Annotated in this window: 12 protein-coding genes; 9 read left to right on the top strand and 3 right to left on the bottom strand. The window is 52.8% G+C overall.

Features of this window, described 5'->3' with window-relative positions:
* Window positions 1-6: 6 nt before the first annotated feature.
* Window positions 7-789 (top strand): 3'-5' ssDNA/RNA exonuclease TatD, encoded by a 783-nt coding sequence (gene tatD, locus FDX19_RS13715; protein WP_137383147.1) that lies wholly within the window; start codon window positions 7-9, stop codon window positions 787-789.
* Window positions 790-795: 6 nt separating this feature from the next.
* On the opposite strand, the gene rfaH is transcribed toward tatD, so the two are convergent.
* On the bottom strand, window positions 796-1284 hold the full coding sequence (rfaH, locus tag FDX19_RS13710; RefSeq protein WP_137383146.1) for a transcription/translation regulatory transformer protein RfaH: 489 nt from the start codon (window positions 1282-1284) through the stop codon (window positions 796-798).
* Window positions 1285-1450: 166 nt separating this feature from the next.
* Here rfaH and ubiD point away from each other — a divergent pair, with 166 nt between their 5' ends.
* From ubiD to FDX19_RS13690, 4 genes are all read left to right on the top strand, one after another.
* Window positions 1451-2944 (top strand): 4-hydroxy-3-polyprenylbenzoate decarboxylase, encoded by a 1494-nt coding sequence (gene ubiD / locus FDX19_RS13705; RefSeq protein WP_040230095.1) that lies wholly within the window; start codon window positions 1451-1453, stop codon window positions 2942-2944.
* 40 nt (window positions 2945-2984) lie between these two features.
* Complete coding sequence (gene fre, locus FDX19_RS13700) at window positions 2985-3686, top strand: NAD(P)H-flavin reductase (protein WP_137383145.1); 702 nt, start codon at window positions 2985-2987, stop codon at window positions 3684-3686.
* Window positions 3687-3934: 248 nt separating this feature from the next.
* Complete coding sequence (locus tag FDX19_RS13695; RefSeq protein WP_137383144.1) at window positions 3935-4849, top strand: ROK family protein; 915 nt, start codon at window positions 3935-3937, stop codon at window positions 4847-4849.
* A gap of 10 nt (window positions 4850-4859) precedes the next feature.
* The gene (locus FDX19_RS13690) at window positions 4860-5840 is read left to right on the top strand and encodes a LacI family DNA-binding transcriptional regulator (RefSeq protein ID WP_137383143.1); all 981 of its coding nucleotides are present in this window, start codon (window positions 4860-4862) and stop codon (window positions 5838-5840) included.
* Window positions 5841-6018: 178 nt separating this feature from the next.
* Here FDX19_RS13690 and fadA read toward each other — a convergent pair whose 3' ends face one another.
* Both fadA and fadB read right to left on the bottom strand, forming a co-directional pair.
* Window positions 6019-7182 (bottom strand): acetyl-CoA C-acyltransferase FadA, encoded by a 1164-nt coding sequence (fadA, locus tag FDX19_RS13685; protein ID WP_137383142.1) that lies wholly within the window; start codon window positions 7180-7182, stop codon window positions 6019-6021.
* 9 nt (window positions 7183-7191) lie between these two features.
* Window positions 7192-9381 (bottom strand): fatty acid oxidation complex subunit alpha FadB, encoded by a 2190-nt coding sequence (fadB, locus tag FDX19_RS13680; protein ID WP_137383141.1) that lies wholly within the window; start codon window positions 9379-9381, stop codon window positions 7192-7194.
* A 189-nt stretch (window positions 9382-9570) separates the two neighbouring features.
* Between fadB and pepQ the strand changes: the two genes are divergently transcribed.
* From pepQ to hemG, 4 genes are read left to right on the top strand one after another with little or no spacing between them, the layout of a single operon-like run.
* Window positions 9571-10902: a Xaa-Pro dipeptidase gene (gene pepQ, locus FDX19_RS13675; RefSeq protein ID WP_137383140.1), complete on the top strand. Its 1332-nt coding sequence runs from the start codon at window positions 9571-9573 to the stop codon at window positions 10900-10902.
* The gene (locus FDX19_RS13670; RefSeq protein ID WP_137383139.1) at window positions 10902-11516 is read left to right on the top strand and encodes an IMPACT family protein; all 615 of its coding nucleotides are present in this window, start codon (window positions 10902-10904) and stop codon (window positions 11514-11516) included. Before pepQ ends, FDX19_RS13670 begins: the two co-directional genes overlap by 1 nt.
* A gap of 38 nt (window positions 11517-11554) precedes the next feature.
* Window positions 11555-13006 (top strand): Trk system potassium transporter TrkH, encoded by a 1452-nt coding sequence (trkH, locus tag FDX19_RS13665; protein WP_003017848.1) that lies wholly within the window; start codon window positions 11555-11557, stop codon window positions 13004-13006.
* Between the two features lie 11 nt (window positions 13007-13017).
* A complete protein-coding gene (gene hemG, locus FDX19_RS13660) occupies window positions 13018-13563 on the top strand; it encodes a menaquinone-dependent protoporphyrinogen IX dehydrogenase (protein WP_137383138.1) in 546 nt (181 codons plus the stop codon).
* Window positions 13564-13631: the final 68 nt, after the last annotated feature.

Raw genomic sequence — 13631 nt, 5'->3', positions numbered from 1 at the left:
GGAAGCATGTTTGATATTGGCGTTAATCTAACCAGTTCACAATTTGCGAAAGACAGGGATGAGGTTGTAGCACGCGCTTTTGCTGCCGGTGTAAACGGCATGCTTCTGACCGGAACAAACCTGCATGAAAGCCAGCAGGCGCTAAAGCTGGCACAGCATTATCCACATTGCTGGTCCACTGCAGGCGTCCATCCGCATGACAGTAGCCAATGGCAATCCTCAACAGAGGCGGAAATTATTGCTCTGGCGAACCAGTCCGAAGTGGTCGCCATTGGTGAATGCGGCCTGGATTTCAATCGTAATTACTCCACTCCACAGGAACAGGAACGGGCTTTTGAGGCGCAATTGCGTATTGCCGCCGAATTGCAGATGCCTGTTTTCATGCATTGTCGGGATGCCCACGAACGTTTTCTGACGCTGCTGGAACCCTGGCTGGACAGCCTTCCCGGCGCAGTGCTGCACTGTTTCACTGGCTCGCGCCAGGAGATGCAGGACTGCGTGGACAGAGGGCTTTATATCGGGATTACCGGATGGGTCTGCGATGAGCGTCGGGGTATGGAACTACGGGAGCTACTGCCTTTTATCCCGGTGGAAAGGCTACTGATAGAAACAGACGCGCCCTATTTACTCCCACGCGATCTGGCCGTGAAGCCGACTTCCCGGCGCAATGAACCTGCGCACCTGCCGCATATTCTTGAGCGTATTGCGCACTGGCGCGGGGAAGACCCTCAGTGGCTATCAACGGCGATTGATGCCAACGTCAGAACGTTATTCGAAGTGACTTTCTGAGTCTGTTTATATCTTTCGAAAGCCGGTGTTTTTCACGCTCTGCTTAACCTCTTTATTCAACAGGTTAAGCAGGAGCATGGAACGCGCTTCGCCGTCGGGTTCGGTGAAAATCGCCTTCAACCCTTCAAATGCCCCTTCAGTGATAATTACGCTGTCGCCAGGATGTGGCGTTTCCGGGTCAACAATCCCCTCGGGCTTGTAGATAGAAAGCTGGTGAATGACGGGAGAGGGGACAGTGGCTGGCGTTGCCCCAAAACGTACAAAATGGCTGACGCCACGTGTCGCATTGATGGTCGTGGTGTGGATCACTTCCGGATCGAATTCGACAAACATGTAATTAGGGAAAAGTGGCTCACTGACTGTGGTACGTTTACCACGCACCATTTTTTCCAGGGTGATCATTGGCGTCAGACAGTTTACTGCTTGTCTTTCCAGGTGTTCCTGGGCACGCTGAAGTTGCCCGCGTTTGCAGTACAGTAAATACCAGGCTTGCATAATAACTCTTATCCGCTTGTTCTGAGCGCAAGCATAGCAAAAGTCATTATACACTTCATCTTTCAAGCCTCATCGGTGTTGGTTGCCAGAGTTCACGCTAATTTAACAAAAATACAGCATCACAATGATGAACGCCGTATAATGAGGCGCTTACACAGAGGCCATAATGGACGCCATGAAATATCACGATTTACGCGACTTCCTGACGCAGCTTGAACAGCAGGGCGAGCTCAAACGCATTACGCTTCCAGTGGATCCCCATCTGGAGATCACTGAAATTGCCGATCGCACCTTGCGTGCTGGTGGACCTGCGCTGCTGTTTGAGAATCCAAAAGGCTATTCAATGCCGGTACTGTGCAATCTGTTTGGCACTCCGAAGCGTGTCGCCATGGGGATGGGGCAAGAAGATGTCTCAGCACTACGGGAAGTTGGTAAGCTGTTGGCATTTTTGAAAGAGCCGGAGCCGCCGAAAGGATTCCGCGATCTGTTTGATAAGCTGCCGCAGTTCAAGCAGGTGCTGAACATGCCGACTAAGCGGTTGCGCGGTGCGCCTTGCCAGCAAAAAATTTCTTCAGGCGATGACGTTGATTTAAACCGTATACCGATCATGACCTGCTGGCCGGAAGATGCCGCGCCGCTAATTACATGGGGACTCACCGTCACGCGTGGTCCGCATAAAGAGCGACAGAATTTGGGTATTTATCGCCAACAGTTGATTGGCAAAAATAAGCTCATTATGCGTTGGCTTTCACATCGTGGCGGCGCGCTGGATTATCAGGAGTGGTGCGCTGCACACCCTGGTGAGCGTTTCCCTGTCTCCGTTGCGTTAGGGGCAGACCCGGCGACCATCCTGGGCGCTGTGACCCCTGTGCCTGATACATTATCAGAGTACGCCTTCGCCGGGCTTCTGCGTGGCACTAAGACTGAAGTTGTCAAATGTATCTCCAACGATCTCGAAGTACCCGCCAGCGCTGAAATTGTTCTGGAAGGCTATATCGAGCCGGGTGAACTGGCACCGGAAGGACCGTATGGCGATCATACGGGTTATTACAATGAAGTGGATAGCTTCCCGGTTTTCACCGTCACCCACATTACCCAGCGTGAAGATGCGATTTATCACTCCACCTACACCGGACGTCCACCAGATGAACCAGCGGTGCTCGGTGTGGCGCTGAATGAAGTCTTTGTCCCTATTCTGCAAAAGCAGTTCCCGGAAATCGTCGACTTTTATCTGCCGCCGGAAGGTTGTTCTTATCGACTGGCCGTGGTGACGATGAAAAAACAGTACGCCGGCCATGCCAAACGCGTCATGATGGGCGTTTGGTCATTTTTGCGTCAGTTTATGTACACCAAATTTGTTATTGTCTGCGATGATGATGTCAACGCACGTGACTGGAACGATGTGATTTGGGCAATTACTACCCGTATGGACCCGGCCCGGGACACGGTACTGGTAGAGAATACGCCGATTGATTACCTGGACTTTGCCTCGCCGGTTTCCGGCCTTGGTTCAAAAATGGGGCTGGATGCCACAAATAAATGGCCGGGTGAAACCCAACGAGAGTGGGGACGCCCGATTAAAAAAGATCCTGAAGTGACTGCGCGTATTGACGCAATTTGGGATGAATTAGCCATCTTTAATGACGGCAAAAGCGCCTGAGGCGCGATCGTTTTGCCTATTGATCCGACAGAGAGAGCGCATGACAACCTTAAGCTGTAAAGTGACCTCGGTAGAAGCTATCACTGACACCGTATATCGCGTACGTTTAGTGCCGGACGCGGCGTTTTCCTTTCGTGCTGGTCAGTATTTAATGGTCGTGATGGACGAACGTGATAAACGCCCGTTCTCCATGGCATCTACGCCGGATGAGCACGGGTTCATTGAGCTGCACGTGGGTGCTTCTGAGCTAAATCTTTATGCCATGGCTGTTATGGACCGAATTCTGAAAGATCGGGAAATTAAGGTCGATATCCCGCACGGTGAAGCCTGGCTGCGTGATGATGAGAATCGTCCGCTGATCCTGATTGCTGGCGGCACAGGGTTCTCATACGTACGCTCGATTTTGCTGACAGCACTGGCGCGCAATCCAAACCGGGATATCACTATTTACTGGGGCGGACGAGAAGAGAAACATCTCTACGATCTCTCTGAACTGGAGGCACTGTCAGTTAATCATCCAAACCTGCGTGTTGAGCCGGTAGTGGAACAGCCTGAAACGGGCTGGCGTGGTCGTACGGGAACCGTATTAACGGCGGTGTTACAGGATTACGGCACTCTGGCGGAACATGATATTTATATCGCCGGGCGTTTCGAGATGGCTAAAATCGCGCGCGACCTGTTCTGCAATGAACGTCAGGCACGTGAAGATCGTCTGTTTGGCGACGCGTTCGCGTTTATTTAAGCGATATGCGCCGGAACCCCGCCGGCGCATTGATAAATTCCCCACCTTCCACATAACGGTTGCTGGCCCAGCATCTTTGCATATCTCCTGCTTTACAAAACCGTATTATTTTTAGTAAACAAAATTACTTTCCTATTTATTTGCAGACATCACAGCGTTTTGTGACATCTCACAATTTGTTTAGTAAACAAATTAGGCACTCTATGCAGCATCATAACTGCGAGATGCCAATGAGAGGAGAGGTCACCATGAGGCTTGGACTGGATATAGGCGGGACTAAAATTGAAGCGGTGGTAATTGATAAAGCGGGTGAGATTATTTACCGCGAACGATGCGCTACACCCAGGCAAAGCTACGGCGATTTTTTCCAGGCCGTGACGGATATGATTGCTAAGGCTATGCAGACTGTTAACCAACCTTTGTCGGTCGGTATCGGGGTCCCTGGAGCCGTAGACAGCAAGGGATTCATTAAAAATTCCAACATTCTGGTGCTAAATCAACAGGCTTTTACCCGTGACCTTGAACACGCATTAGGGATGCCTGTGCCCGTCACTAACGATGCTAACTGCTTTACACTGTCAGAGGCTATGGACGGCAGTGGACGCGGACACAGTGTGGTATTTGGCGTAATTCTCGGTACTGGCTGCGGAGGCGGATTGTGTATTGATAACCGTTTGATCTCCGGTCCTAATGCCTGCGCTGGAGAGTGGGGGCATAATGCATTGCCACGTTACCATGAGTCCCGGGATGGTGAGGTGGTTACCTGCTATTGCGGGCAACAGAACTGTATTGAAAGTTTTATCTCTGGTAGTGGTCTGGAACGCCAGTACATCAATCACACTCATCAACATGTCAGCGTTCCTCACATCATGCAGCAGGTAGAATTGGGTGATGCAGACGCTTGCCTGTTATGGGAGCGTTACTGTGATCAACTGGCGCGCGCGTTGGCGAGCATTGTGAATACGCTCGACCCTGATGTTATTGTGCTGGGTGGCGGGGTATCTAATATCGATATACTGTATTCAGGCTTGCAGGCGCGCGTGGCACAGTACGTATTTGGTAAACAGTGCCGTACACCGATTATTCAGGCCCGCCACGGCGACAGCAGCGGTGTACGTGGTGCAGCATGGCTGGGGGCACAACGGGCCACCGTGTCGAGTTAATGAGAGTGAAATGACGAAACCTGTACGAATCAGAGATATTGCCGAAGCCTGCGGCGTCTCAGTTGGCGCTGTATCCCGCGCACTAAAAGGTCAGCCCGGGTTGCGTGAAGATACCCGATTGCGCATTATTTCTGTGGCGCAACAGCAAGGTTATGATTTTTCCCGCCTGCGCAGTGACAAGCTCAAGCGAGTCCTGTTTTTGTTGCATCGACAACACAATATTAGCCGGGCATTGCCATTTTACTCACAGCTGTTACTGGGGATTGATGATGCCTGCCGTGATCAGGGTATTGCGCTGAGCTTTCTCTCTATCGGTCCGGGCGATGCGGTAAGTGAGCAGGTGATGCTGCACCAGCCGGATGCGCTGATCTGTGCCGGATTTTTTGAGCCTGAATTGCTTGGGTTGCTGCAACAGATGAAATTGCCGCTGGTGCTGGTGGATCTGTGGGCTCCAGGTTTGCCCTGCGTCAATCCGGACAATACCCAGGGCGGCTATCTGGCGACAAAACACTTGATCGAACAGGGGCGTAGCCGTATCGCTTTTCTTGCCAGTACTCTCTCACACTACAGCATTCGTCAGCGTGAAAAGGGTTATCGCCAGGCACTGTATGATGCCCGTCTGCTGATGCCGCCAGAGTATGAAGCCATCGCACCGCCGCTGCTGGATACCGAACAATCGTTGGTCGAGGCGGTTAATGAACTGCTCAGGCTGCCGGAACCGCCCGATGCCATTTTTGCTTATAACGATGCGGCGGCGATGGTTGTTCAGCGGGTGTGTGCGCAGCAGGGGATTCGTATTCCGGAAGATCTTGCGCTGGTAGGATTTGATGATATTGATGCTGCGGCCTGGTCACATCCGCCGCTGACTACGATTGCGGTTGATAAGCAGCAACTAGGGCGCGAAGCACTGCGTTTACTGCTGGCAGGCAAGCCGGAAGAGAATCTGTTGCTGCCGGTACAGTTGGTGGTACGTGGTAGTTCAGGGAAATAAAAAACCCGCCCCTGACAGGCGGGAAGAACGGCAACTAAACTTTTCCCCGTCATAATTCACACTGCCTCTTTGTTGGCTGCCTTTGCTCACCCCGGTCACATAGTTATCTATGCTCCCGGGGATTCGCTCAGTTGCCGCCGCGATGCAGCGCGAATTATTTAGGGGAATTTATCTTTGATTACACTCGCTCAAATACTGTCGCGATACCCTGACCTAACCCGATACACATCGTCGCCAGACCAAACTGCACGTCTTTGCGTTCCATCAGGTTGAGCAGGGTGGTACTGATACGCGCACCAGAGCATCCCAGTGGGTGACCCAGTGCGATCGCCCCGCCGTTGAGGTTGATCTTCTCGTCGATCTGCTCCATCAGCCCCAGATCTTTAATGCACGGCAGGATCTGGGCGGCAAAGGCTTCATTCATCTCAAACAAGCCGATGTCGCTGGTGGAGAGTCCCGCTTTTTTCAGCGCCAGCTTTGAGGCAGGAACCGGACCATAACCCATGATTGAGGGGTCACAGCCGACGACGGCCATCGAGCGAATACGGGCACGCGGTGTCAGACCCAGTTCACGAGCGCGGCTTTCGCGCATGACCAGCATCGCGGCAGCACCATCGGAGAGCGCGGAAGAGGTACCCGCGGTGACGGTACCGCTGACCGGATCGAATGCCGGGCGTAGGGTGGACAGCGCTTCGACAGTAGTTTCCGGACGGATAACCTCATCATAGTTAAACTGTTTCAACACGCCGTCGGCATCATGACCGCCAGTCGGGATGATCTCGTTTTTAAAGGCGCCAGACTGCGTTGCAGCCCAGGCGCGAGCATGTGAGCGTGCAGCGAAGGCATCCTGCATTTCACGGCTGATACCGTGCATACGAGAGAGCATTTCTGCCGTCAGCCCCATCATTCCCGCGGCTTTCGCTACGTTACGGCTCATACCTGGGTGGAAATCAACGCCGTGGCTCATCGGCACATGGCCCATATGTTCCACGCCGCCCACCAGGCACGCCTGCGCATCGCCAGTCATAATCATGCGTGCCGCATCGTGCAGCGCCTGCATCGACGAACCACACAGACGGTTGACCGTAACCGCAGGAACGGAGTGTGGGACTTCTGCCAGCAGTGCGGCGTTACGGGCGATATTGAAACCCTGCTCCAGCGTCTGCTGCACACAACCCCAGTAAATATCATCAAGCGCGGTGGGTTCCAGCGCGGGATTACGCGCCAGCAGGCTACGCATCAGGTGTGCGGAGAGATCTTCTGCCCGCACGTTGCGAAACGCGCCCCCTTTCGAACGGCCCATCGGGGTACGGATCGCATCAACAATTACAACCTGTTCCATTGTGACTCCTTAAGCCGTTTTCAGGTCGCCAACCGGGCGGGCAGGCTCAACCGGGGGATAATACGGTTCGTTATGGCGTGCTTTATCGCGCAGACCAGCTGGTACTTCGTACAGCGGACCCAGGTGCTGATACTGCTGCGCCATATCGAGATACTTCGCACTGCCAAGTGTATCCAGCCAGCGGAACGCACCACCGTGGAACGGAGGGAAGCCCAGGCCATAAACCAGTGCCATATCGGCTTCTGCCGGGCTGGCAATGATGCCTTCTTCCAGGCAACGCACCACTTCGTTGACCATTGGGATCATCATACGAGCGATGATCTCTTCGTCGCTGAAGTCGCGCTTCGGCTGGCTGACGTCTGCCAGTAAGCCCTCAACGGCGGCGTCTTCTTCTTTCTTCGGCTTGCCCTTGTTGTCTTCTTTATAACGCCAGAATCCAAGACCGTTTTTCTGTCCGAAACGGTTAGCATCAAATAGGGCATCAATCGCGTCGCGATAATCTTTCTGCATACGCTGCGGGAAGCCCGCGGACATTACAGCCTGAGCGTGATGTGCGGTATCAATACCCACCACGTCCAGCAGATAAGCCGGGCCCATTGGCCAGCCAAACTGTTTCTCCATCACTTTGTCGACCTTGCGGAAATCCGCTCCGTCGCGCAGTAACTGGCTGAAACCGGCAAAGTAAGGGAACAGCACGCGGTTGACGAAGAAGCCTGGGCAGTCGTTAACCACAATCGGCGTTTTGCCCATCTGACTTGCCCACGCGACAACCTTGGCGATGGTTTCATCCGAGCTTTTCTCGCCGCGAATGATTTCAACCAGCGGCATACGGTGTACTGGGTTAAAGAAGTGCATACCGCAGAAGTTTTCCGGGCGTTTGAGAACGCTGGCCAGCTCGTTAATTGGGATCGTGGACGTATTCGACGCCAGTACCGTATCCGGGCGCACCTTATCTTCGGTTTCCGCCAGCACAGCTTTTTTCACTTTCGGGTTTTCGACTACCGCTTCAACTACCACATCTACACGCTCGAAACCGCTATAGTCGAGAGTTGGCTGAATAGTGGAAATGACGCCGGCCATTTTCAGACCGTCAATTTTGCCGCGCTCGAGCTGTTTGTTCAGCAGCTTGGCCGCTTCGGTCATGCCCAGCGTTAATGACTTGTCGTTGATGTCTTTCATGACAACCGGCACGCCTTTCCAGGCAGACTGGTAAGCGATGCCGCCGCCCATAATGCCTGCACCCAGCACCGCTGCTTGCTTTGGTGCTTCAATATTTTTGGTGAGCTTTTTGGCTTTGGCTTTCACGAACTGATCGTTAAGGAAAATCCCAACCAGGGCGCGGGCTTCACTGGTGTGCGCCAGTGGAACAAAGCTCTTATTTTCCAGGTTCAGCGCTTCTTCACGACCAAAACGGGCCGCTGCTTCAATGGTCTTTACTGCGGTAATCGGTGCAGGATAATGTTTACCGGCCGTCTGTGCCACCATGCCTTTGGCGATGGTAAAGCTCATGGCTGCTTCAATTTTGCTGAGTTTCAGAGGTTCCAGTTTCGGCTGGCGTTTCGCTTTCCAGTCGAGGTCGCCGTTGATTGCCTGACGTAATACGGCGATCGCGCCATCAAGCAGTTTGTCTTGTTTCACCACGCCATCAACCAGGCCGATTTTCAGCGCTTGCTCAGCGCCAACATCTTTACCTGCAGCAATGATTTCCAGCGCGCTATCCGCACCCAGCATACGTGGCATACGCACGGAACCGCCAAAGCCCGGCATAATACCCAGTTTGGTTTCCGGCAGACCAATGCGCAGATCTGGTGTTGCCAGACGATAATCAGTTGCCAGCACGCACTCACAGCCTCCGCCCAGCGCGTAACCGTTTACCGCAGAGATAGTCGGAACAGGCAGATCTTCCAGGCGATTAAAGACGCTATTGGCAAAATGCAGCCACTGGCTCAACTGCTCTTCGGGAACGAGGAACAGTGAAAGAAATTCGGTGATATCGGCACCGACAATAAAAGCCGCTTTATTAGAGCGCAGGAGCAGCCCTTTTAAATTTGGTTGTTTTTCCAGCACATCAAGCGCATGGCCCAGGCTGGCAACGGTGGCCGTGTCGAGTTTATTGACCGAACCAGGGGCATCGAACACCAGTTCGGCGATGCCATCTTCCAGCCAGTCAAGGTACAGGGTGTCGCCTTTGTAAAGCATGTCAGTCTCCTGAATCCGCAAGGTGATCTGGTCATACCAGATGAAGCGAAGTGTGTGTTTTATGTTAAAGAAATGCAAATAAATGATTAAAGAAATGACGATTCGATCACGCTCGGCAGAAATCACGCAGTCATAAAGCGATGTGCTAAGATGCGGAGACTTGAGGTCAAAAAAACAGAAGGATAGAAAATGGAATCACTGGCCGCGCTCTATAAAAATCATATTGTTACCTTACAAGAACGTACGCGTGATGCACTGGCGCGCTTCAAGCTGGATGCGTTACTTATTCATTCTGGCGAACTTGTTAACGTTTTTCTCGACGACCATCCGTATCCGTTTAAGGTCAACCCGCAGTTTAAAGCCTGGGTTCCCGTAACGCAGGTTCCCAACTGCTGGTTGCTGGTGGATGGCGTGAACAAGCCGAAACTGTGGTTTTATTTGCCGGTTGATTACTGGCACAACGTAGAGCCGCTGCCGACTTCCTTCTGGACGGAAGAAATTGAGATCATTGCGCTGCCTAAAGCGGAGGGTATTGGTAGCCAACTGCCTGCTGCACGCGGCAATATCGGTTATATCGGTCCGGTTCCGGAACGTGCGCTGCAACTGGACATCGCGGCCAGCAACATCAACCCGAAAGGGGTGATCGACTACCTGCACTATTACCGAGCCTATAAAACAGATTACGAACTGGCCTGTATGCGTGAAGCGCAGAAAATGGCGGTGAGTGGGCACCGTGCCGCGGAAGAAGCGTTCCGTTCCGGGATGAGCGAGTTTGATATCAACCTCGCCTACCTGACCGCGACCGGTCACCGCGATACCGACGTGCCGTACAGCAATATCGTGGCGCTTAACGAGCATGCTTCGGTGCTGCATTATACCAAACTGGATCATCAGGCACCGTCCGAAATCCGCAGCTTCCTGCTGGATGCGGGAGCGGAATATAACGGTTATGCAGCAGACCTGACGCGTACCTGGTCGGCGAAAAGCGACAACGACTATGCACAGCTGGTGAAAGACGTTAACGACGAAGAGCTGGCGTTGATTGCTACCATGAAAGCAGGCACCAGCTACGTGGATTATCACATTCAGTTCCATCAGCGTATTGCGAAGCTACTGCGTAAGCATCAAATCATCACCGACATGAGTGAAGAGGCGATGGTGGAAAATGATCTCACCGGACCGTTTATGCCGCACGGTATCGGCCACCCGCTAGGTCTGCAGGTGCATGATGTTGCCGGTTTCATGCAGGATGACACGGGCACGCACCTTGCCGCGCCGTCGAAGTACCCTTACCTGCGTTGCACCCGTGTGCTGCAGCCGGGCATGGTTCTGACCATCGAGCCGGGTATCTACTTCATTGAATCGCTGCTCGCCCCGTGGCGTGAAGGGAAATTCAGCAAGCACTTCAACTGGCAGAAAATTGAAGCGCTGAAGCCGTTCGGCGGGATTCGTATTGAAGACAACGTGGTTGTCCACGAGAGCAATATTGAAAACATGACGCGGGATTTGAAACTGGCGTAATGGACAGTTGGTTAATCCCTGCGGCGCCGGTGAGCGTCGTTGAAGAAATCAAAAAAAGCCGCTTCATTACATTGCTCGCCCATACGGACGGTGTAGAAGCGGCGAAAGCATTTGTTGAGTCAGTCAGAGCGGACCACCCGGATGCCCGTCATCATTGTGTGGCGTGGGTGGCGGGTGCGCCGAATGACTCGCAGCAGCTGGGGTTTTCAGACGATGGTGAACCGGCGGGTACGGCGGGCAAGCCGATGCTCGCGCAACTGATGGGGAGCGGCGTTGGTGAGATTACCGCGGTGGTGGTGCGTTACTACGGCGGTATCCTTCTTGGTACCGGTGGGCTGGTAAAGGCCTACGGTGGCGGTGTGAATCAGGCGCTGCGTCAGTTGACGACACAGCGCAAGACGCCATTAACCGAATATACTTTGCAGTGTGAGTACGGCCAACTGGCAGGCATTGAAACACTGTTGGGGCAGTTTGACGGTAAAATCGTTTTCAGTGATTACCAGGCATTCGTTCTGCTTCGGGTAGCGCTTCCTTATGCGAAAGTGGATGAATTTTCAGCAAAGCTGGCGGATTTTAGTCGTGGTTCATTGCAATTGTTATCGATTGCAGAATAATCCCCACCTCATTTTAAAGAACTAAGGAAGCGGCAGAGATGCATTTTCGCGCCATCACCCGAATCGTTGGACTACTGGTCATCTTATTTTCGGGGACGATGATCATCCCCGGACTGGTAGCACTTATCTACCGTGATGGTGCGGGTCGTGCATTTACGCAAACTTTCTTTGTTGCCCTGGCGATCGGCTCCATGCTGTGGTGGCCGAACCGTAAGGAGAAGGGCGAACTGAAATCCCGTGAAGGGTTTCTGATCGTCGTCTTATTCTGGACTGTGCTGGGTAGCGTGGGTGCGCTACCGTTCATTTTTGCAGAGAGTCCGAACCTGACGATCACCGACGCTTTTTTTGAATCCTTTTCCGGTTTAACCACCACGGGGGCGACGACGCTGGTGGGTCTGGATTCACTGCCGCATGCCATTCTCTTTTATCGTCAGATGCTGCAATGGTTTGGTGGTATGGGGATCATCGTCCTGGCGGTGGCTATCTTGCCTATCCTTGGCGTGGGTGGGATGCAGCTTTATCGTGCAGAAATGCCGGGGCCGCTGAAAGATAACAAAATGCGCCCACGTATTGCCGAAACGGCGAAAACCTTGTGGCTCATCTATGTGCTATTGACGGTTGCGTGTGCGCTGGCGCTGTGGTTTGCCGGGATGCCTGCCTTTGACGCTATCGGCCATAGCTTCGCCACTATTGCTATCGGCGGCTTTTCAACACACGACGCCAGTGTGGGCTATTTTGACAGTCCTACCATCAACACCATTATCGCTATCTTCTTGCTGATCTCCGGTTGTAACTACGGCCTGCACTTCTCTCTATTAAGTGGGCGCAGCCTGAAGGTTTATTGGCGCGACCCTGAATTCCGCATGTTTATCGGGGTGCAACTAACGCTGGTGGCCGTCTGTACACTGGTGCTGTGGATACACAATACATACGGTTCGGCGCTTACGACAATCAACCAGGCATTTTTCCAGGTCGTATCGATGGCGACCACAGCCGGGTTTACCACGGACAGTATTGCTCGCTGGCCGTTGTTCCTGCCGGTGCTGCTACTGTGTTCTGCGTTTATTGGTGGCTGTGCCGGGTCAACGGGCGGTGGTTTGAAGGTAATTCGTATCCTGTTACTGTTCAAACAGGGTAACCGCGAACTGAAGCGACTGGTTCACCCCAATGCGGTCTATAGCATTAAGTTGGGCAACCGAGCGTTACCGGAACGAATCCTTGAAGCGGTATGGGGCTTCTTTTCTGCCTATGCGCTGGTCTTTATTATCAGTATGCTGGCAATTATTGCGACCGGTGTGGATGACTTCTCTGCGTTTGCCTCCGTAGTGGCGACGCTGAATAACCTCGGGCCTGGTCTGGGGGTTGTTGCCGACAATTTTGCCAGCATGAACCCGGTGGCGAAATGGATCCTGATTGCCAACATGCTGTTTGGTCGTCTGGAAGTCTTTACTCTGCTGGTGCTCTTTACCCCTACTTTCTGGCGTGAATAATGGAGTAACACGTGAAAACACTGATTCTTTTTTCTTCCCGGGACGGACAAACGCGCGAAATCGCTGAGTATCTGGCTTCTGAACTTAAAGAGCTGGGTGTCTGGGCAGATGTCATGAATTTGCATCGTACCGAAGAGCCGGAGTGGAAAAACTATGACAGCGTGGTGATTGGCGCATCAATTCGCTATGGCCATTACCATTCGGCATTTCAGGAATTTGTGAAAAAGCATGCCACGCAGCTGAATACGATGCCGAGTGCGTTTTACTCTGTAAACCTGGTTGCCCGTAAACCGGAGAAACGCACACCACAAACCAATAGCTATGCGCGTAAGTTTCTGATGAGCTCGCCGTGGCGACCCGATCGCAGCGCGGTGATCGCGGGTGCTTTGTTGTATCCCCGCTATCGCTGGTATGACCGCGTCATGATCCAACTGATTATGAAGATGTCAGGTGGTGAAACGGATACGAAGAAAGAAGTGATCTATACCGACTGGGAACAGGTGGCGGGATTTGCCCGGGAAATAGCCCAATTAACCAACAAAACGTTGTCAAAATAAACGGAAAGAATAAAAAATACGCACTCAGTAAATAATTTCAAATTTCCCCTTGTCAGCCTGAAATAACT

Origin of the sequence: Citrobacter sp. wls619, from assembly GCF_005281345.1 — a bacterium.
Lineage (GTDB): Bacteria > Pseudomonadota > Gammaproteobacteria > Enterobacterales > Enterobacteriaceae > Citrobacter.
The sequence above is the reverse complement of the archived record's forward strand: the minus strand, read 5'-3'. Positions and strand labels throughout refer to the sequence as shown.